Raw genomic sequence first — 22,003 nt, 5'->3', positions numbered from 1 at the left:
GTTTATTCGGCATAGCCGGACCGAAACTTCACGCCCCAGCGACCATTTTCTTTGGTTAATATGTATAATGCTAATTGAGATTACTGCCAGCCGGGATTTTGCGTAAGCTTACCATTGCTATTGTCAATTTCCTGCTGCGGTATTGGGAACAAATAAAATTTGCCAGCCGCGCCTTTGCTTACATTGGTTTTGCCAACTTTCAGCAGACTTGCCTCAAGAATGCCTTTACCCGATGCATCCCTTTCACGGATCAGATCAAACCAACGCTGGTATTCAAATACAAATTCCAGTCTGCGCTCCAAATAAACTGCATTACGGAATGAAGCCTGATCAAGCCCGGCAAGGTCATCCAGCCCGGCACGTTTCCTTACCCTGTTGATGGATGCATATGCTTTGGCTGTTGGCCCGTTTAATTCATTCTCAGCTTCAGCATGGATCAGCAGCACATCCGAAAAGCGGATGATAGATACATTGACACCTGACTCCGCTTCGTTAGATGCCACACTTGGATCGTAATATTTATTAAAGAAGGGGATCGAATCGTTGGGAATAGTAGCATCATTGAGCTTACCATACCAAAGGTTGGTAGTAGGGCTTTGAAAGCGTGTTACAAAGCTTACCCGTTTACGCTTGTCATTAGCCGGATACAACTTATAAATACTGAAAAACTTATCCACACCACCGGGTTTGGTAGCATCGGGCACCGGGTAAAACACCACCTGATCGGCATAGCTGCCCACTATACCCGGGATACCGTTCAATATTGATCGCGGAGCCTGGTTGTTGCCCTGCCCCTGTGAGTTTGATTTAAACTGCGCCGAAAAAATATGCTCCTTTCCATTTTTGGTCGCAGGCAAAAACACATCGGCATAGTTGGCAAACAGGTCATAGCCGTATGGGCCATTAATTACAGCTTCGGCCTGTGCCACAGCCTTATCCCATTTACGTTCGGTAAGGTAAACCTTAGCCAGTAAGGAGTTGGCTGCGCCTGCTGTAGCCCTGCCTACATCCGGACCGGTATAGTTATTTGGCAAATCGGCGGCGGCATTAGTTAAATCGGTTTCTATTTGTGCATACACGGTAGCCGCGGCTGTACGCGGCAACTGCAAGTCGGCCAGGTTTATAGAAGTTTGATCGTGCAATACCAAAGGCACATCGCCATAAAGCCGTACCAGGTTAAAGTAATACAGCGCCCTCAAAAACTTCGCCTCGGCAACAAGCCTTTTATTTAGCGTAGCATCAAATTTGATATCAGGAATGGTATCAATGGCGATATTAGCCTTTTTAATAGCTGCATAATGCTGTTGCCAGATCTGCAGGATCCTTAGGCCGGAAGCTGAATGGCCTAATACAGACTGTGAGCGTACGTCGGCATTGGTAGCGCCGGGACCGGGACCTTCATCATCGCCCATAAAATTCATACCCGTGTTAAAAAGAGTGTTGTACGGTGTTTGAACACTATTTGCCCCGGCGTTCAATAACGAATAAGCAGCTGTGACTGCTGCCACGGCGTCTGCCTGGGTTTTATAAAACTGACTTGCCGGGATGAACGACCGCGGGTCTTCCTTAAGTTTGGCGCATGAAACAGCGGCAAGAGCAACCAGTATAATAAGGTATTTAATATTTTTCGTCTTCATATCTTAAAAATCAAGGTTTAGCCGTTACAGGGTAACTCCTATGCCAACTATTACAGATTTATTATTCGGGTAAGCACCGTTATCAACTCCCGAGGTAATGGCCGATTGCTCGTTGCTGCTCACTTCGGGGTCGTAACCGGTATATTTGGTCCAGGTTGCCAGGTTTTGGGCGCTCAGGTAGATCCTAACCTTTTTAATAGGCGACCTGGAAAGTACCGACTGCGGAAAAGTGTAACCAAAACCAAGGCTTTTAAGGCGCAGGTATGAGCCATTCTCCACAAATCTATCCGATATAGTTGGCGCAGGGTCCTGGTATGCGCTGTGAACATCGGTATTGGTGTTGGTTGGTGTCCAGCGGTTTAGCAAGGTAGTTGTAGCATTGGTATAGCCTGTTCCTAATTCCAAAACGCCTCTTTGCTGATTGTAGATCTTGTTGCCATATGATCCTTGCAAAAACACACTCAAGTCAAAGCCTTTATAGGCAAAAGTGTTAGTGATACCTCCGGTAAATTTAGGCTGCGAGTTACCAAGGATCACCCGGTCGCCGCTTTGTGTTATTTTACCATCGCCATTAATATCCTGGTAGTTTTGACCTCCCGGCGAAGTATTGGCAGCCGGGGTAAGTACCGGTCCGCCGGCCTGGATAAGGCCATTGGTTTTGTAACCGATAAATGAACCTATAGGTTCGCCAACTTTGATGATGGATGGCAGCGACGAATCTGGGATGAACTGGTTAACGCCGTTACCGCCAAGGCTCAGCACTTTATTACGGTTAACTGCAAATACCAGGTTGGTGTTCCATACAAAACTGCCAACAATATTGCGCGAGTTAATACCCAATTCAAAACCCTTGTTTTGCACCGAACCTACATTTTCATACTGCTGCGGGTTGGTAATAGCAGTGTTGGTAATGATGGTTAAACCGCTTGTTGCCGGTAAAGGCAGGTACAACAACAGGTTGGTTGTTTTCTTGTAGTATACATCGGCTGTTACAGTAACCCTGTCTTTAAACAAGCCCAGGTCGAAGCCAAAATCATATTGGCTTGTTTTCTCCCAGGTTAGGTTGGGATTGTATAAACTATTTGGCGCGAAACCAGCAACTGTTGAGTTACCAAAATTGTAACGATAATAACCTAACTGCGAGTACGACTGGTAAGCCGGGATATCGCTGTTACCGGTTTGGCCGGCACTCAACCTCAGTTTCAACTGGCTGATAGCCGTTACATTTTTCAGGAAATCTTCGCTCGAAGCATTCCAGGCAATAGCAGCCGATGGGAAAGATGCCCACTGATGCCCCGGTGCAAACTTCGATGAACCATCGGCACGCAAGGTTAACGTTAACAGGTATTTGCTGTTAAAACCATAATTGATCCTACCCAGGTATGATTTTAAAGCCCAGGTATTTGACGATGAAGATGGCGCTATAGCAAACCCACTGCCCGATACCGAAGTAACACTGCCCGAACCGAGGTTGTTAAAGGTATCGTAATCACTAACAAAGCCCGATGAACCTGTTATGGCGCCTTCGGCCTTAAACTGCTGCTGGGTAAACCCTGCCAGCACATTTAATGAATGTTTACCAAACTTTTTGTTATAGGTAAGCGTGTTTTCATTAAGCCAGTTAAATGAGTTTAGCGTACCAACCTCGCCAAGGCCCGAATAACCCGAACCCTCATAAACGGTAGAAGGCAGGTAGCGATTTTGCTTATTGTCGATGATATCCACACCGGCCAATACCCTTGCAGTAAGGTTTTCGGTGATCTTATAATCGCCTGCTATATTTCCTAAAATGCGGCTTGTTGTAGTTGTGTTGGTTTGATTGTACAGTGTATTAATGGGGTTTCCGTAGGTACCCTCAAATACGTTTTTGATAAAGAACGTTCCATCCGCATTGTAAACCGGAGTGGTAGGCGTCATCAGCAAAATGGCAGGCACCACACCTTGAGGGGCAATTTGCGCGGTGGTACGGCTACCGGTAATGAATGAAGAGATCTTGAATTTATCGTTATAATCGTGTTCTACGTTCACACGGCCGGCGTAACGCTCAAAGTTGGTGTTTTGCAAAATACCATCCTGTTTAAAGTAGTTACCTGAAAAGGCAAGCCTTGTACGCTCGGTACCTGAAAATATCGAAAGGCTATGGTTTTGCGAAGTTCCCTTACGGAAAGCGGCATCCTGCCAGTCGGTATTGGCATTATATGGGTTAAGCTGCGCTTCAGTTTGGGCGGTTTTGCCTGTGTTTACCAAAGCATCGTTACGCAGGGCTTCCCATTGCGGGGTATTAAGCAGCGACAAGGTTTTAATCACCTCCTGCTTGCCATAACTGCCATCGTAATTGATAGATGATACACCGGCTTTACCTTTTTTAGTGGTGATGATAATAACACCGTTTGCACCGCGTGTACCATAAATAGCCGTGGCCGAAGCATCCTTTAAAACCTCAATGCTTTCAATATCCGAAGTATTGATAGATGCCAGCGGATTGATCTTCGGACCATTGGTTACTCCGGCATCAGTAAGTGAGTTGCTGTTTGAAGTAGGAAAACCATCAATGATATACAACGGTTCAGCAACGGCATTAATGGAGTTTACACCGCGGATCTGTACGGTTACGCCCGCTCCCGGCTGCCCGGTGGCCTGTGTAACCTGGATGCCCGAAACAGAGCCCTGCAAAGCCCTGTCGAGCGAGGGAACCGGCTGCTTCAAAGCGAGGGCCGGAACAGAAGCTACCGAACCGGTGATATCCTTACGTTTTTGGGAACCGTAACCCACCACAACCACCTGGTTTAGTTGTGTCTGGGCATCTTTAAGTTTAATTTCAACCGGGCTACCATCGGCAATAAACTCTTTCCTTTCGTAGCCGGTGAAGGTTATGATGAGCTTATAAGGAAATTTCTGGCCGGTTATGAAGCTGAATTTACCTTCAATATCGGTTGAAACTACGTGCGTGGTACCCTGAATCTTAACCACAGCACCCGGCAATGGTTCGCGGGTTGTACTGTCAATTACACGGCCAACCAGGTGCGAATTGATGGTAGGCAGGGTTTGCTGCGCGATGGTTAACAACGGAAAAGCAATAAGCAGCAGGAAGGGGACTATTAGCAGTTTTTTCATGTCGACAGGTTTTTAAAAGATGAAAAACCGGACGACTGATCAATAACCGCATTAAACGGCCTGTATAATTGCTGCGGATGAAATGCATCCTCAATAATTTGCAGCGTAAAGAATGCTGCATGCAGCGGAAAAGGCAACGCATAGCCAACCCCTGCATTTGCAATATTTTGCATAGATTTGAATATTAAAATGACACCATTGAAACAGGCTCAACGCCAATCGATCCCTGTTTCGTTGTTTTAATGACTGAGGGAAAGGCTTTGCTTTTCCCTTATTTGAAGAATGTAATTGTTTACTTTTTCATGTTCCTTTCTGGTTATGCCTGTTGAAGCAGGCCGATCAATCATTTATTTTAGGGGTATTATTTTTAATTGCTAACACAACGGAAGCCAAGGTGCTCCATGCCGCTGTCTTCGGTAGTTTTCATCCTGCGCGACACGCGGTAGCCGGAGCAGTAGCTATCGTTACACAAAAATGAGCCGCCCCGCACTACCCTTTTAGTGGCATAAGGCTCATCCGGATCATATGATTTTGAAGCGCCTTTGGGGTTTTTAACTCCCGCCGGGCTGCTTACTATTTTGTAGTAGTTGTTATTGTACAAATCGGCACACCACTCCCATACATTACCGGCCATATCATACAAACCGTAACCATTGGGCGCAAATGAACTAACCGGAGCCAAATAATAGTAATGATCGCGCTGAGTGTTTTTATAGGGGAAACTTCCCTCCCAGGTATTTGCCTTGGGCTGCCCTTCGTTCACTTTTTCATTTCCCCAGGGATAGATCTTATCTTCAAGACCGCCCCTCGCCGCCCGCTCCCATTCTGCTTCGGTTGGTAAACGTTTGCCTGCCCATTTGCTGTAGGCCACAGCATCGTACCATGAAACCTGTACTACCGGATAATTATCTTTACCCTTAATATCGCTACCCGGCCCGTGTGGATGTTTCCAGTTGGCACCTGTCTTCCACGCCCACCATTGGCTGTAATCGTTCAGGTTAACCGGTTTATTTGCCGGCACAAATATCAGCGAGGCCGCGACCAGCAAACTATCAGCAGGCTTTTCGGTACCCGGGGGCATTTGCTTTTTGAGCTCGTTCCAGTCGGGCTTACGCTCGGCTGTAGTGATATAGCCTGTGGCTTTCACAAATTTTTCGAACTGGGCATTGGTAACCTCGGTTTTATCTATCCAAAAACCATCGACACTTACATCGTGTTTGGGGTATTCATCAGGCTCAGCCTGCTGGTTATCGGCCCCCATTCTGAAACTTCCAGCTGGTACCCATGCCATCCCCGCATGGCTGGCATGAGTATTACCGGTATCAGGCAAACTAAGCGCCGCACCGTTTAGTCCTGCTGCCTTAAACCTGTTGGGAATATTTGATTCGCAGCAAAGTTTCTTTTTAGCACCGGGAACCGTGGCAACCGCAATACCCGCCACTGGTTTCGCCGGTTGTTTACATGATGCTAACCATACGGTACTAAAAAGTATAAGTACAATCTTATTCATTATGCTTTTACAGGTTGCAATTGAAATGCTGTGTCAACCTGTTCAGCTTCGGGCTGCACTGCAACATCGGATCGGTATAAGTGATGAGGTTGCAAAGGCACATCTTCTCTAATCATCGGGCCATCGGCCGCAAGTTCACTTCCGGGTATCTTTGATTTAAATAAAGGCCAGGCCAGTTGTGCATACCATTGGTCACCTTCATAATGCGAAATACCATAAGCTTTAGGATACTGACGCGAGATATGAGCCGTACCGAAAATAATGTCCCACCAAAAGAACATATTACCAAAATTACCTTTATAATAGCCTACCCCGTCATCGGTAGTAGCTGCATGGTGCGCATGATGCGTTGCAGGCGTTGAAATGGTACGTTCAAGGATCCAGGCCAGGGGGTGTAATATTTTATACTGATAAAATGGTTTATCCCAGGGAATACTTGAATGCGCCAGGGTGGTAATAGTACCTTTAATACCTTTCACCACTACAGCCGGGATGCCTAAGCCGAGATAAACCAAAGCTGTTGTTAAATAGGTCTGCGAAAAAAAGATGGTATAAATGATATTTTGCCTGCTGGCCATTGCCATACCCATGTACGATGCCGAGTGGTGTGTACGGTGAAAACGCCATAGCCAGGGCACCTGATGGTGTAAACGATGATACCAGTATTGGGTAAGATCATCGGCTACCGCGATGATGATGAATCCCCAGAAAAACGGAACCCAATCAAAGGTGTTCTTTAATCCTGGTAATACAGCCGGCAGCACTTTTAATCCGTAATAGGCCACCAATGGTTTTACCACCAGTTTAGGGATGGTAAAGCAGGCAATATCAACCCATTTTTCATTTTTGTTCCAGCGCTTTTTATAAAGGCCGAACGAAAATTCCAATACACCGAGTACCAATACCAAAACGGAAAAGCCATAGCCGTTAAGGTTTTCTATTATTTGCTTTATCTGATCAATCATTGTCTGGCGAGTTTGATGTTTTAGTTTTTATGGTGTTTTCCTGTTTATGCTGATGTTGCTTCTTTTCCCATGGGCGCTGACCGGTGATGGCGAAAGTGCCAAACATGAGCGCGATAGGCAGGATATAAAGCAGCAGGCTCAATGAAGCGTTTTTGATAATCTGCTTTTTGGTTGATTGATCCAGTTTCATGAGGGTGTACTGTTTTGAGGTTGAACAATTTGCGCTGTTTTAGTTGCAGGGCCTTTTTCCAATAGCTTACGGCCAAGCCACAGCCCGCCGAAAATGATAACAAAAGGTATGAGGGTTACTATAACGCCTACCAACACCTTTTTCCCAATCAGGGAAACGTCGTTAATGGTCATAATGAACTTATATTAAGTGATTAACAATGCAGGCGTTGCATAGCAATCCGCATAAAGCAGCAATGCCTGGTAAATAATGTAATGAATTGAAAAATTGAGTACCGTGCGATCAACGCACGATTATGGAGGAGGGATTACCCCTTGTACTGATTAGCAGCAACAACAAGAATAACAACAGGAAGTAAAAGCAACAGCGGTTAACTGATAATTAGCAAGGCCGTATTTAGGTAAAAGTTCGGGTTGCATGGTGGGTGCTTTTAAAGATTTTAATTTGTTGTTATTAATTTTCTGAGGCAAATGTAAAAAAAGATTTGATAAATACTACTAATTCTATAGAAATTATATAATAATAATTTATGGGTAAAATAAAGATGTCCCGGCGCTTTTTTGAGATACCTCTGGCTACGTCCCGGATTACCTCAACAAATACAGAGATCAGCCTACAAAGAACCGTAATTAGGCTACAAAGCGAAAGGCTTGTTCCCCGAACTTTGCTTTCATCAAATAAAATATAGTATGACACAGCAAACGAATAAAATATGGTTCATCACTGGCGCTTCGCGCGGCCTGGGACGTATATGGACAGAAGCGGCATTGGAGCGCGGAGATCAGGTGGCCGCGACGGCCCGCGAACTGAGCAGCATCGCTGCATTAAAAGAACAATATGGCGATCGGGTATTGACAATGGAACTCGACGTTACTAACTCTGCTCAGGTTAAAAAAGTCGTAAATAAAGCGCATGAGCATTTTGGCCGGTTGGACATCGTGTTGAATAACGCGGGGTACCCACTGATCGGGACGATCGAGGACGGCAGTGCCGGCGATATCCGCGCCCTGTACGAAACCAACGTGATAGGCCCTGTTAGTGTTATCCAGGCGGCTTTGCCGCTGCTGCGTGGGCAAGGTTACGGACATATTTTGGGTACTTCCAGTAACCTGGGGCATCTGGCCATGCCGATCCTGGGCTATTACTGCTCGTCCAAATGGGCGTTTGAAGCGATCCATGAAAGCCTGGCCCTGGAAGTGGCGCAGTTCGGTATCAAAGTCACCATCATTGAACCGGGCGCATATGCAACAGAATTTGGTAGCGATCAGATCCCGAAGGTTTTCGAAGGAAATCCGGTCTACCACGATTTTAAAGCGAAATTCATGGAGGGACTAAAAGGCATGGAGAGAGGCAACCCGGCCGCTACCCCGCAGGCGCTGTTCAAAGTGGTGGACTCTGAAAACCCGCCGCTACGTTTTAACCTTGGTAGCCACAACCTCACCGGCCTGAAAGCTGCTTATACGGAGCGCATTGCCACCTGGGAAGCATGGGATGAAGTTTCGCGCTCGGCGCAATGAAATTACAAAATACGGACACCAGCCACTGCAAATTACGGCCTGGTGTCCTTAACTTAGCTATGATGAAAAAGGATGAGAACCCGCCCTTGAAACTGGAGTCGCTGACCGAGGCGCACCGGATGTTCGGCTTGCCGCAGCCTAAACACCCACTGATCAGCCTGATTAACGGCGCACACACCTTGTTGGAAGGCAAATTGCCCACCCGGCATGTGCTGGCCTATTACAAGATCGCCTACAAGCCCAGGCTGGGCGGTAAGTTGAAATATGGCCAGGGTTATTATGATTTTGATAACGGCGGTTTGCTATTCGCCGCGCCGGGGCAGATCATCGGCGGTAACGACCTGGAGGGGACGGTATGCTCAGAGTACACCCTCATCATCCACCCGGATTTCTTTTTGGGGTACCCACTGGCCAAAAAGATCAAGCAATATGGCTTCTTTTCCTACAGCACCAACGAAACACTGCATCTCTCGGAAGAAGAAAAAAACACGGTCCTGGCTATCTTTAGCTTTATGGAAAAGGAACTCGACGGCCGGATCGACGACTTCAGCCAGGAGGTGATGATCTCCCAGATTGAACTGCTGCTCAGTTATGCCAACCGTTTTTATAAGCGGCAGTTCCTGACGCGCAAAGCGGCCAGCACCGATATCCTGCAACGGTTGGAGGAAACACTGGACGCGTATTTCAATAATGAACTGACGTTGAGCCGCGGCATTCCTACCGTTGCTTACCTGGCCGAAAAACTGAACCTTTCGCCTAACTACCTGAGTGACATGCTGCGATCACTGACCGGGCAAAGCGCCCAGCAGCACATTCATGACCATCTCATTGAAAAAGCGAAGGAAAAATTGTCCACCACCAACCTGTCGGTCAGCGAGGTGGCCTATGCTTTAGGTTTTGAGCATTCACAGTCGTTCAGTAAGCTATTTAAGACCAGGACGAATCTCTCGCCGCTGGAATTCAGGAAATCTTTTAATTGACAACTTACTGTTATCCGCTATCATTTTAATAATTAAACGTTTGGCAGATAACAGTTGACCCGTTTTTTGCAGCTGCCAGAATTGCCGGTTGTTCCGCAACTTGAACTACCGGGGTTTGCAGTCGCCAGAAACGTTTACATTTGCACAGAAACGCCCTTTTTCAAATTACCTGCGCCAAAATATTCTTTGCCATCTTTAAGAACGACAACTTTTAAATGGGCAACCTCCTTATTAATGGGATAATTGCCCTCCCGGGCAACCACACGCAACATGATTTCGTGGCCGCTTTTTGTTGCCTTGAATTTGATTTTGCTGTACTGCTTTTTCTTAAATTCCCAACCTTCGCCCCTATCCCAGTAAAGTTCGCCCGTAGCGTTGCCTTTTGCATCTGGATTAATATATAGCGTTAAAGTGTTCAACGATTTCTCGCCTGTATTTTGGATAACGTTTCCGGCAGGAATAATAGCACCGCTTTTCAGCAATAATTTAGCCTGATAAGGATCTGATTCTTCGCCATCAACAAGCGTTACCTTCTCCCATTTTCCGGCAGGCAGTTTGATATCTTTAGCAAAAGATGGAACTACCAGAAGGTTGTTGCCTAATAAAAATGACTGCTCTTCACTTCTTAAACTTAAATCTTTCGGATCGGCAAAAAAGGATGGTTGCATTACCGGCAAGCCGGTTTTGTGGGCATTGTAAAACAGCGTATAAAACAATGGCAATAAGCGATACCGACGACTAATTGCGATCTTCGAAGTTGTTTCAACGGCATCGCCAAATGCCCATGGCTCTTTGTTATTAGTACCTGCGCAGGCGTGCCCGCGGGCAAACGGCAAAAACACACCGAAGCCGAGCCATTTGGCCCACAGATCAGGACTGGTATTACCCAAAAAGCCACCAATATCGGGCCCACTGAAAGGCTGACCTGACAAACCAAGGGTAAGGGACATCGGTACTGATACTTTCATAAACCGTTCGTCGGCTAAATTATCTCCCGTCCAGGTTGCGGCGAAGCGCTGGCCACCCAACAAATTGGCTCTTGTTAAAATAAACGGCCGCTTATTTGGATTGGCCTCCATCACGCCCTGCCGGGTAGCCTGAACCATCAACCGCCCATAAGCATTATGGTATAACAAATGCGGCCCGGCGGGGAGTGCATCTCCACCCCTGTGTTGGTTATTATAAGGCATGGTACCTAATCTCTGCTCTTTCGGTAAAGCCTCGTCATTTACTGCCGGCTCGTTCATGTCGTTCCATACGCCATCAACCCCGGTAGCCATAAATTGATGATACAAATCCGCCCACCAGCTACGCGCTGCAGGCATGGTAAAATCAGGGAAAGCACAATCGCCAGGCCAAACTTTGCCGTGATATTCCCGACCGCCAGCGTCTTTAACCCAAATATCGTTGGCTGATCCGGATTGATAAACCGCATATGAACTATCAGCCTTAACACCTGGATCTATCATAAAAACAGAATGAAAACCTTTGGCATGCAGATCATCGTTCAGTTGCTTAGGATTTGGAAAATTATTTTTATTGAAGGTAAAAACACGGAAACCTTCCATGTAATCAATATCCATCCAAATGGCATCGCAAGGTATTTGCTTTTCCCTGAAGGTGTTGGCTATTTCCCTCACACGCTGCTCTGAAACGTATGAAAAACGGCACTGCTGATAACCTAAAGCCCACCTTGGCGGCATTTCTATAGTGCCGGTCATTTCGGCCAGCCCCTTAACCACCTCTTGCGGTGATTGACGATCGATCACAAAGACACGAAATAACGGACCTTCGGTATTGTAGGCTATTTCTTTCGAATCCGTTTTCAGTTCTGCTTTCCAATAGCTATCAAAAAGAATTCCGAATGCGGTGCCGTCTTTCCGTACACCCATTACCCAGGGATGGGTTTGATAAAGGCGTTTTCCATTATCTGTGCCATAAGCACCGTTATCTGTATTCCAAAGTTTTATAGTTTGGCCGTTCCTTAATAGCGGGCCAGTGACTTCTCCGCCGCCATATAGGCTAATGTCGCCCTCCAAATGAACAACGGCGCTTGCCTTCCCCTCATTCAAATTAAACTCAGGAAAAATACGCCATCCTGCCGGAACAGCTTTTTTAATAGAAGGTTCCCTTTGGAGCATCAGAGATGGAACTTTAGATTGATTGAAACCTTCAGGAACAAATTCGACAATGGATTTGCCGATGAGGCCCGATTGCCGGATAGGGATATTTTTTGCATCGACCGAAGAAAAGATCAGCAGAAAAAAGAGAATCAGATAATACCTGATAGAGGTTGTCATATAAAGTTTTAGTTGATGATTTTAATCCTGAACATTACAGGATCAAAGTAAAACATGAAGCCAGCACCATGAGCAACAAGTTGTTTCTACAGGTCGAAAAATCCAGCGACATATTTAATCAACAATTTAATATTCAGCCATTTAAATAGAACCCGCATGAAAAAAATCTCATAAAAATCGCGCAACCAGCCAATGCATAGCTTAAAAAACCGCGTTTTTCGAGCGAATATCCCTTTCCTTAAAACAGAGCTTGTAAATTTTAGATGTAATTTTATCCCCGTTTGCATAAAGCATCCCTCTTTTGTTTTCGAAATTGGTTTTTGCCGCCTTAGTATATTATCATGCAAACACAACATCTGCCGAAATCATTCAAATTTATATAGTTGAAAATGAAGAAAAATTTACTGCTTGTTATTATCTCATTATCCCTGGTAGTTCGCTGTTATTCGCAGGAACTGAGATCTGATAAAATATTAGCTGTTCTGAAATCTGAACTCGAAAAAGAGAACTCGTACGATCTTAAAAAAGAAGACCGCATAAAACAGCTCCGCATTCAGCTTAACCTCAGCGACAAAAAGAACTTTAATGCCCAATACGCCCTTTGCAGCCAGATTTTTGATGAATACCATTCCTTTAAGTTTGATTCGGCATTTATGTACGCGAGGAAGATGATCACCCTTTCAGAAAAGTTTAACAATACCAACAAACTAATCAGGAGCCAGGTACAGCTCGGCAGCACGTTGCTTAACTCCGGTTTTTATAAAGAGGCTTTTGATGCTGTTGAGGCCATTAATATTCATGGCTTATCCGATTCGTTGAAAGCAGATTATTTTAACCTCCGCGCAAGGCTAAACGCGGGGATTGGTGATTATGATGATGACGCTTATTTCTCGAAGATCTATCGCCAGCGATCTGAAGAAGATTTTAAAAATGCCGAGGTCGCAACGCCATCAAATGAGTTTGAAAAAACCATCAACATGGCATTTCAACCCGACTCGATCAGGGACAAAAAACTAACCCCCGATTTTTACTATAACTTTATCATTAGTAAGGACCTGCCCGAACACAAAGTGGCGATGGTTGCCACCAGGCTCAGTTTTGCCTACACCGGCGATAACCGGATCTTGTTCCTGGCACTTGCCGCGATAAACGATATTCGATCGTCAACCAAAGAAACACTGGCGATATTTCTGCTGGGGCAGGAACTGTTTAAGCGGAGCAAAACCGAAGACGCATATATTATGATGCAGCACGCTGTAAAAAATGCAAAGTTTTACGGAGCCCGGAGCCGGGAGGTGCAGATAGAATCCATATTACCACTTGTTGCCGGTAAGGTTATCGACCAGAAACAACACGAAAGGGATAAATTACTAATAGGCTTCCTGATATTTTTGATTGTTGCAGTAGTACTTTTCTTTTTATTGGTGATTTACCGGAAGCAGATTGAACGCATTAAAAATAACGAGCGTGTAATTAAGGAAATTAACAGCGACCTAAAAAGCATTAACGGCAAGCTCTGGGAATCATCACGAATTAAAGAAGAATTTATTGGCTTGTTTTTTAAAACCTGTTCATCTTATATCGAAACACTTGATAAAGTTAAACGCCGTACGCAGCACAACATTAAGCTTGGCAAATACAATGAAGCCAACGCCGTGCTTGATAAAGTACAGGTAGACAAAGAAAAAGATCAATTGTATGACACTCTGGATACCATGTTTTTAACGCTCTTCCCCAATTTTATAACATCTTTCAATGCCCTGTTAAAAACCGAAGACCAGATCTGGCCTAAAAGCGGTGAAATGTTGAATGCCACCCTCCGGATCTTTGCTTTGATGCGCCTGGGGGTAAGCGAATTAGAAACTATTGCCCAAATACTTGATTATAGCGTAAGCACGGTGTACACCTACAAAAACCGGGTAAAAGTGAAGGCAATGGTACCTGCCGAGGATTTTGAGCGAAAAATAATGGAGATCAAATTTATAGATGATCTGCAACCTGTCGGTGCATCGTTATTGACCTAAGGTGCCAAAGCAAACAGCCACCGGATCCTGAAATATCCGGTGGCTATGGGTTAAACCAACCGCTTAATAGCCGGGGTTTTGTTTGAATTGCGGATTAACGTTCATAATATCCCGCCCGATAGGAAATATCTCGGTATGCTTGTCTCCATCAGGTTTCTTATCCCACCAGGTACCGGTGTTGAACACTCCCCAACGGATCAGGTCGGTACGTCTCCGGTTTTCACCAAGAAATTCCCGGCCCCACTCGTCAAGCATTTCCTGGTCGGTGAGCTGGCTACCATCCGGTTTATAAAGGCTTGAAGACCCATCAGGATAGTTGCGTCGCCTTACCTGGTTCAGATAATTGGCGGCACTGGCTTTATCACCCGCCCTATAACGGCACTCGGCCAGGGTATAATAAATTTCTGATAACCTGATCTCTGCGTAAGCTGAAGTGATCCTGTTAGGATCTGGTGTTGGATAAATAGGATATTTCACCATGAAAATGCCTGAGTTATGGTCGGCATGATTCATATCCGACTCCTTATCTGCAATTTTGGTTCCCGGTTTTGCGCCGAGGAACATTCCCACCTGGTCGCGGATGTAAAGTGGATAAGGGCCTTTATTGCCTTTAACAGTATCGGTACGGCTTACACCGTTTACCAAATGCGTATAAGGCAGATAGCCATATAAAAACATACCCTCGCGAGTACTGTTGCCCAGGTTTTTATATTTCTTTAACCGCAGGTCATCGGGGTATTTATGAAATTTAACATAAGGTTTGCCCAACTGGAAAGCGTACTCAACGCTATCTATATCGTGCCCGGGTTGTAATGCATAGCGCGGGTTAGCCTGCCCGAAATCTGTAAATCCGCAGTATAGCGGAGCTGCGTCGTAAGTCATTCCCCAAAAAAACATCCCGCCATCGTACTGCCAGTGTGTGCGCGCCAGTGAGCCTGGAAAACCGTAGATCACTTCCGAGTTTAATGTGGTGTTGGTATAATCGAAAGGGGCATCCCATCGCGTATCAAGTTGATAAGCGCCATATTTACCGCTAATGATGTCACGGCAAACAGCTTCGCATTCGGCATATTTATCGGTACCGGTATAAACTTTGGCGTTGAGATAAAGTCGGGCCAGCAATGATGCAGCACCAGCTTTGGTCCAGCGCCCTATACCTGCTGCTCCAAGCTGTTGCCGGGTGGGCAATCCATCGATAGCGCCTTTCAATTCCGATTCGATGTAATTAAACATTTCCTGCGGGGTAGATTGCGGGTTACCGTGTGTAGCTGTTTTTACATCGGTAACAATTTCAATATTGCGATAAAAATCAAATGCCCGTAAATAAAACCAAGCCCGTAAGGTATGCAGTTCTGATTTAAAATCGGTTAATTCTGCATCGGTAACACTGAGTTTTGCCGGGTCTTTGATGCCTTCCATATCGGTAAGCGAGTTGGTTGCCAGCACAATGCCCTGGTAAAAGTTTGTCCATGCACCGCTTGTAAAGCCATCTGTAATAGTCCAGGTATGGTAATGCATACGCTGATAGTAGCCACCATCCTGCCAATCGCCCTGGCGGTTGTAGGTAGCCATTTCGTCGGTACAATCTTCGCCTGCAGCATAAACATCGTTGCCCTGGATACTCCAGTACGCGTGTTCAAATGGGCGTAAAAAATCCCTGATCACATCATCCCTCCTGCTCAAAAAACTCGCGGCATCTACCTTATCATACACGTGCTCGTCGAGTTTTGTACAGCTGGCAGTCAGCATGGCCGACAGTAAAATACCGCTGATATATACTTTATATTTTTTCATGTCTTTTCAATTTTAAAAGGTTGCCTGCAGGCCAAGGATTAGTTGAAGTGTAGCCGGATAATAATTCAGCGAGGTGTTCACGCCCGGTGTAAGCCCGTTAACCTGTACCAGGTCAGGATCGCCGCCGGTAAAGCTTGTAAAGGTGTGCAGGTTTCTGCCGGTGGCGTAAATACGTATTGATTTAAGGTATTTGGTTTTAAACGGCTGGGTATAACCTAAAGCCACGTTATCTATTTTTACGAACGAGCCGTTCTCCAGGAAATAATCGGAAGCGATAGCTGTTGTTGCCGGATTAGTTAACAACGAATATTTACTTTTACTATCATAGGCCGATCGCAGCACGTTAGCATCGCTTTGACTTGATGGCGTACCTATGTAGAAAGCCGCGGTATTGAATATTTTATAACCAAATGTACCGCGTAGAAAAATCCCCAGATCAAACCTTTTGTACCTGAAAGTATTGCCAATGGAACCGATAAACTTTGGTAAACCGTTCCCTACAAATTGTTTATCATCAGATGATGCCTGGTTGGCCTGAACTATGGTGCCATCTTTTTTATAAACCTGCAAAGCCCCATCCTTATTCACCCCTGCCGAGCGCAGCGTATAAAACTCGCCAATGCTACGTCCTTCCTGGATACGCTGTATATTACCCGGCGATCCCGGAGCAGGCAAACCGGCCAATTCAACAAATGGCGCGCCTTTGTAAACATCGTTAGAGAAGGAAATGAACTTGTTACGGTTATAAGCCAACGCCGCGGTTATGTTATAACTGAAATCCGGCTGCCTGATTACACTGCCATTCAACGCCAATTCCAGGCCGTAGTTTTTCATAGTACCTACGTTGGCAAAGGTTTGCGATTGGGAGTTTGGCGGCAAGGGCACGTTATAATAACCAAGCAAATCCTTGTTTTTGCGGATGTAATAATCAAGTGAACCAGAGATGCGGTTATCCAGGATAGAAAAATCAATACCAGTGTTAAAGTTGATCGATTTCTCCCATTTTAAATCGGGGTTTACGTTTGATGTAGGGCCATAAACCTGGTAAGTTTGACCGTTGTACGGAAAATAGCCCGCACCACCATATAGCAGCAATGAAAGATAACTGTCGAAATCCTGGTTACCTGTAACGCCGTAATCTGCACGTAGTTTAAGATCGTTTACCCATGGCAGCGCGCCTTTCATGAAACTTTCTTCGGATACACGCCAGGCAGCCGAAGCTGCGGGAAAATTACCCCATTTGTTTTTTATACCAAATTTGGATGATCCTTCCCTGCGCAAGCTTGCCGTAAGAATATAACGATTGTTAAAATCATAATTCAAACGACCGAAGAATGAGATCAATGTTGAGCCATTCTGCGTTGAACTTACGGCAGATTGACCCTGCCCGGCGGCACCACCGTTGTATAAACCCGAGCCAAGATTGTTCCACAGGTATGAATCGAATGGAAAATCATAATTCTGGGCGTAAAAAGTATTGTAGTTGTATAGGGTGTATGAATAACCGCCTAAGGCTTTGAGGTGATGTTGACCGAGATTGAGCGAATAATTTCCTGTCCATTCCACGTTTTTCTGGTCATTCTCTTCCTGCCGCTGCGATGCGAAATTGGTTTGGGTTATTTTGCCCGCGTGCAAAATTGATGATAATGTTGAAGGGGTAAAATTGAAACTCCTGGTCGATTTACTGATTTCAGATATTGTTACCGTTGTGCTCAGGCTTTTAAGAATATTTACCTTTAACGATCCGTTAAGATCCATTTCTTTGATTTGCGCTTCAGATTTGATCACATTAGCGTTCTCAACCGGGTTATTGGAAAAAAAGCCTGTATTGATATAGTTGTACCTTCCCGCGTTATCGTAAATTGGATAAGTCGGGTTTAAAGTGAGCGCGTTGTTGAAATTACCCTGATCAGAGTTTTTGGTATTCATATACCTCGGTGCGATATTTAAGGAAGCCACGAAAACGCCATTGTCTGATGTATGGTTTACGTTGATCCTCGCGCCATATTCCTTTTTATGCGCCCGCAAGTCAATTCCATCCGCATTGCGGTAGTCGGCCGATGCGAAGTAATTCGTTTTACCAGAACCACCCGACAATTGAACCGTATGTTTTTGAGCAAATGCCGGCGAATTGGTAACCGCATCCATCCAGTTTGTTTTAGCGCCGTAATCCTGTCCCTGGCTATTTTTTACCCTGTCGGCAATAAACTGTTCGGGTGTAAGGTTTTGCAGTTGATTAGTTAAATAGTCAAAACTGGCATAACCTTCATAAAACGTACGCGCCTGCGATGAGCCTTTTTTTGTGGTGATGATGATAACGCCGTTGCTTCCGCGTGTACCGTAAATAGCCGATGCGGCACCGCCTTTAAGCACATCGATACTTTCAATATCATTTTGGTTGATATTATCAATGTTGCCGCCGGGTACACCATTCACCACATACAGCGGCCCTAAACCTGCGTTACGCGATGAAACGCCCCGCAACTGAACACTGGGCGATGAATTGGGATCTGCACCGGAAGTATTGGTAATACTAAGTCCTGCAACCTTTCCCTGTAACGACATTAGCGGGCTGTTTGAGGCTACCGGAAGCAGATCTTTTGAGGAAACGTGTGTAATAGCGCTCGATACTTCACGTTTATCAAGCGTGCCATAGCCAACGCTTACAACAACCACCTCCTGCAATGAATTATTTGCCGCAGAAAGGGCTACGTTTAATGTGGCATCGGCAGTTAACGGCATTTGTTTGGAGGTGTAGCCGATATATGAAAAAGAGATCGTTTTAGCAGATGCGGGAACGCTAAGCGTATAAACGCCCTTAGCATTGGATGTAGTACCTACCGACATCCCGGTTACCACAATACTTACACCTGGTAAAGGCGAACCGTCGGCAGCATCTGTAACAGTACCGGATATAGTTCTGTTTTGTGCCAGCGCCGTCCCGGTAAAAATGCAACAGAGCACTATGGCGCTTAGCCTGAGTAAAAGTTTCTTGTACATAAAAAGAAATTATAGATTGATTTTTGAGGTTAATTTGGCCGTGAAATAAGGCCTCCGGCCACGACGAAAATGAGTGCCATTAAGGCGGGGAATGTGCCCGATTTTCTGTTTTCATAAAGTGAGATTTTGATGGCCGCCAGGTATTGGCAAAGCGCAAATTGGTATGTTGTGAAATTAGAAAGTTAGTAATCCCAAATACATAATCGTGGCCGGCATCCGCAAAAAATCTCACAACAAATAAATACAAATACCTGCATAACAAGTATATAACTCAAATAAAAACGAGAAAAATCTCAATTAAAAACAAGTTATCATTTTCAATTGAGCACAGATCAAACCGAATTGATGTAACAGGGGAAAGTAAGGCGCGTGTGAGGAGCTAAAGTTCATTCCATAGAAAAAGTTGTCAGTCGAGTTGACAACTTGCCCAAAATAGTACGCAAGCCCGACACTCCCACGAACCAATTTATGATCTGAAAGGTTTTGCCACTATGTTTGAAGATTGAGGTTCGAGCCCTTGTAGGAAAACTTGTTTTGGAAAGCGTTTCGTTAAGCGGCGGGCTTTTTCATTGTTAGAATGAGCTGTTAAAAAGACTGGATTTTTTAGTTTCCCAATAACTTTTTCTTTTGCGATTCGTATTCATCTTTCGTTAAAACACCATCGTCAAATAGTCTTTTAAGTTTTGTTAACTCGTCGGCGACACTGAATTGTGGGACTTGATTTAATTGTTTAGGCTTGAAATTTGGCACGATTATCTCTCCAGCTTCGATAGCTGCTTCTAATTCGACTACACCATTTCTTGATGGGAAACCTACAACGGTAAATTGTTTAAGCCCGAATTTGTGAGATTCCCATTCTTTAAAATATTTTACGATAAGCCTTGTACTTGCATACATTTTTGGGAAGTTCACTTGATCAGTTCCAAGCAAATCGTTTGCAGGTTGATAGATAAATTTAAAATCGCCATTCGGATCAGAACCCAAACCTACTTTTAGCGTATCTCCCTTGTGAAATGTGCCGTATTTCGTAATCAAAGGGCCATCCCACTTGCCGCCCGGAATTTGAGCCAATAATAATTGCAGAATACATAAAAAGATTAAGAGTAAAGTTTTTCTCATGTGATTTAGCTTGGTGACTATAAACTTAGCCATTACCCTAAACTTTTCCAAGTTGACAAACTTTACCTAACATACTTGCATGAAGAAATATATTGGGAGCAATTAACAAATTACACGGAGTTTTTTTGAAAAAATCTATTTATTAACTACCAATCACCTACGCCGACCTCGTGGCCTTCTCAATATCATCCCACATTTCGTCCGGTATCACTTCGAGCCCGCTGAACTGACCGGCACCCTGCAGCCATTCCCCTCCATCGATGGTAATCACCTCGCCATTAATGTATCCTGAATAATCGGATACCAAAAAGGCGGCCAGGTTAGCCAGCTCCTGGTGTTCGCCTACACGTTTAAGGGGCACCCTGTTTTTAAAATCAAACTTTTGGGCCATATCTCCGGGCAATAATCTTTCCCATGCGCCTTTGGTGGGAAATGGGCCCGGCGCAATGGCATTGGCACGGATGCCATGCCTGCCCCACTCAACGGCTAAGGACCTGGTCATGGCCAGCACACCGCCTTTTGCACAGGCCGAGGGCACAACATAAGCCGAACCGGTAAAAGCATAAGTGGTTATGATATTCAGAATGTTTCCGGGCATTTTTTCCCTGATCCAATATTTGCCCAAAGCCAGCGAACAATTGGCCGAACCTTTTAAAACAATATCGATAATAGCCGAAAAAGCGTTTGCCGATAAACGCTCCGTAGGCGAAATAAAATTACCTGCCGCGTTATTCAATAGTGCATCAACCTGCCCAAATGTTTCAATAGCTTGTTGCAGCATTGCTTCCACCTCGTCGTACTTCCGCACGTCGCAGGCTATTGGCAATACTTTACGCCCGGTTTCGGCTTCCATTTCGGCTGCAGTTTGTTGCAATACATCCAATTTGCGACTGGTAATTACCAGGTTAGCGCCCAAATGCAAAAAGTAAGTTCCCATTGCTTTACCTAAACCTGTTCCGCCGCCGGTTACAATGATGGTTTTTCCTTTTAAAGCGTCATCTCTTAACATTCCACCGGTAGTTGCGGCGTTTGGATTTGCAGCATCATTTGAAGTTTTAGGATCTGTCATTGTCAATTATTTAACAGCTGTATTTTTTGATTTTAAATTCTGGATCATCATCTGCAGGCCTTGCCTGGTTTCGGGTGCCCACCATTGCTTCAGCATCTTATCGAGCGTATCGGTTTGGTCGGCCTTTAGTTTCCCTATCAACTCTTTTCGCAAATTCAATTTACTTTCCGTCCAGGTAACAGGGTTCAATTTCATAAAAGCTGTTACTTTTTCTATTGCAGCGTTCATTAACCTATCCGGTGAAACTACTTCATCGATCAGCCCGGCTTCCAGTGCTTCGTTTACCTTAAGCAGCTTACCTTCCATCAAATATTGATAAGCTTTACGTTGGCCAAGCCAAAAGGCATATAAGCTAAAAACGCTATCAGGAACGATAATACCAACCGGAACTTCATTTAATCCGATGATAAATGTCCCTTCAATCATCACCCGATAATCGCAGCAAATAGCTAATATGCAGCCGCCCGCCGGGCTGTGACCGCTAATGGCAGCTACCAAAGGTTTCCTGAAAGCGGCTAAAGTATTTTGTAACGCCAAAAAATCCACCCAAAATTGGCGGCTTTGCGCTTCATCATAATCATATGCCTCAATCAGGTCTATCCCCGACGAGAAAAAACCTTCCTTGCCGGTTAAAATAACCCCGCGCACGTTGTCATCATGCTCCAATGTTTTGATACAGGCCGCCAGTTCTTTAACCATTTCATGATTAATGGCATTCGACCGCCCCCTGTCAAGCGAAATCACTACCAATCGTCCCTGTATTGTTGTTTGAAATGTATTCATC

General features: G+C 45.0%; 16 protein-coding genes. 3 read left to right on the top strand and 13 right to left on the bottom strand.

All coding sequences use genetic code 11. The annotated features are described in order from the left end of the window. Positions 1–80 precede the first annotated feature (80 nt). From FHW88_RS04405 to FHW88_RS04375, 7 genes are all read right to left on the bottom strand, one after another. On the bottom strand, positions 81–1,637 hold the full coding sequence (locus tag FHW88_RS04405; RefSeq protein ID WP_176623433.1) for a RagB/SusD family nutrient uptake outer membrane protein: 1,557 nt from the start codon (positions 1,635–1,637) through the stop codon (positions 81–83). A 24-nt stretch (positions 1,638–1,661) separates the two neighbouring features. After that, a complete protein-coding gene (locus tag FHW88_RS04400) occupies positions 1,662–4,751 on the bottom strand; it encodes a SusC/RagA family TonB-linked outer membrane protein (RefSeq protein WP_176623431.1) in 3,090 nt (1,029 codons plus the stop codon). After that, complete coding sequence (locus FHW88_RS04395) at positions 4,748–4,924, bottom strand: hypothetical protein (RefSeq protein WP_176623429.1); 177 nt, start codon at positions 4,922–4,924, stop codon at positions 4,748–4,750. Before FHW88_RS04395 ends, FHW88_RS04400 begins: the two co-directional genes overlap by 4 nt. A 194-nt stretch (positions 4,925–5,118) precedes the next feature. Further along, complete coding sequence (locus FHW88_RS04390) at positions 5,119–6,261, bottom strand: formylglycine-generating enzyme family protein (RefSeq protein WP_176623427.1); 1,143 nt, start codon at positions 6,259–6,261, stop codon at positions 5,119–5,121. Further along, positions 6,261–7,226 (bottom strand): sterol desaturase family protein, encoded by a 966-nt coding sequence (locus FHW88_RS04385; protein ID WP_176623425.1) that lies wholly within the window; start codon positions 7,224–7,226, stop codon positions 6,261–6,263. The genes FHW88_RS04390 and FHW88_RS04385 overlap by 1 nt, the downstream gene beginning before the upstream one ends. Beyond that, entirely contained in the window at positions 7,219–7,416 is a 198-nt protein-coding gene (locus tag FHW88_RS04380) for a hypothetical protein (RefSeq protein ID WP_090523922.1), read from the bottom strand. The genes FHW88_RS04385 and FHW88_RS04380 overlap by 8 nt, the downstream gene beginning before the upstream one ends. Then, positions 7,413–7,589 (bottom strand): hypothetical protein, encoded by a 177-nt coding sequence (locus tag FHW88_RS04375; RefSeq protein ID WP_175489886.1) that lies wholly within the window; start codon positions 7,587–7,589, stop codon positions 7,413–7,415. The genes FHW88_RS04380 and FHW88_RS04375 overlap by 4 nt, the downstream gene beginning before the upstream one ends. A 516-nt stretch (positions 7,590–8,105) precedes the next feature. Between FHW88_RS04375 and FHW88_RS04370 the strand changes: the two genes are divergently transcribed. Together FHW88_RS04370 and FHW88_RS04365 are read left to right on the top strand one after the other, a co-directional pair. Then, positions 8,106–8,933 carry an SDR family NAD(P)-dependent oxidoreductase gene (locus FHW88_RS04370; protein WP_176623423.1) on the top strand — a complete coding sequence of 276 codons (828 nt, stop codon included), beginning with the start codon at positions 8,106–8,108 and terminating at the stop codon, positions 8,931–8,933. A gap of 62 nt (positions 8,934–8,995) precedes the next feature. After that, positions 8,996–9,913 (top strand): helix-turn-helix domain-containing protein, encoded by a 918-nt coding sequence (locus tag FHW88_RS04365; protein WP_090523918.1) that lies wholly within the window; start codon positions 8,996–8,998, stop codon positions 9,911–9,913. Positions 9,914–10,047: 134 nt separating this feature from the next. Here the strand turns inward: FHW88_RS04365 and FHW88_RS04360 are convergent, their stop codons facing one another. Beyond that, positions 10,048–12,213 (bottom strand): TIM-barrel domain-containing protein, encoded by a 2,166-nt coding sequence (locus tag FHW88_RS04360; RefSeq protein WP_176623421.1) that lies wholly within the window; start codon positions 12,211–12,213, stop codon positions 10,048–10,050. Between the two features lie 389 nt (positions 12,214–12,602). Between FHW88_RS04360 and FHW88_RS04355 the strand changes: the two genes are divergently transcribed. Next, positions 12,603–14,237, top strand: coding sequence for a DUF6377 domain-containing protein (locus FHW88_RS04355; RefSeq protein ID WP_176623420.1), 1,635 nt, complete (start codon positions 12,603–12,605; stop codon positions 14,235–14,237). 63 nt (positions 14,238–14,300) lie between these two features. Here the strand turns inward: FHW88_RS04355 and FHW88_RS04350 are convergent, their stop codons facing one another. The 5 genes from FHW88_RS04350 to FHW88_RS04330 all read right to left on the bottom strand — a co-directional run bounded on the left by FHW88_RS04350 (position 14,301) and on the right by FHW88_RS04330 (position 22,002). Beyond that, entirely contained in the window at positions 14,301–16,031 is a 1,731-nt protein-coding gene (locus FHW88_RS04350; protein WP_176623418.1) for a RagB/SusD family nutrient uptake outer membrane protein, read from the bottom strand. 12 nt (positions 16,032–16,043) lie between these two features. Then, positions 16,044–19,031 carry a SusC/RagA family TonB-linked outer membrane protein gene (locus FHW88_RS04345; RefSeq protein ID WP_176623416.1) on the bottom strand — a complete coding sequence of 996 codons (2,988 nt, stop codon included), beginning with the start codon at positions 19,029–19,031 and terminating at the stop codon, positions 16,044–16,046. Between the two features lie 603 nt (positions 19,032–19,634). Continuing rightward, positions 19,635–20,150: an SHOCT domain-containing protein gene (locus FHW88_RS04340; protein WP_176623414.1), complete on the bottom strand. Its 516-nt coding sequence runs from the start codon at positions 20,148–20,150 to the stop codon at positions 19,635–19,637. 157 nt (positions 20,151–20,307) lie between these two features. Beyond that, on the bottom strand, positions 20,308–21,219 hold the full coding sequence (locus FHW88_RS04335) for an SDR family oxidoreductase (RefSeq protein WP_255485207.1): 912 nt from the start codon (positions 21,217–21,219) through the stop codon (positions 20,308–20,310). A gap of 6 nt (positions 21,220–21,225) precedes the next feature. After that, positions 21,226–22,002, bottom strand: a complete 777-nt coding sequence (locus FHW88_RS04330) for an enoyl-CoA hydratase/isomerase family protein (protein WP_176623412.1) — start codon at positions 22,000–22,002, stop codon at positions 21,226–21,228. Position 22,003: the final 1 nt, after the last annotated feature.

It is taken from the genome of Mucilaginibacter sp. SG538B, assembly GCF_013376065.1.
GTDB classification, from domain to species: domain Bacteria; phylum Bacteroidota; class Bacteroidia; order Sphingobacteriales; family Sphingobacteriaceae; genus Mucilaginibacter; species Mucilaginibacter rubeus.
The sequence above is the reverse complement of the archived record's forward strand: the minus strand, read 5'-3'. Positions and strand labels throughout refer to the sequence as shown.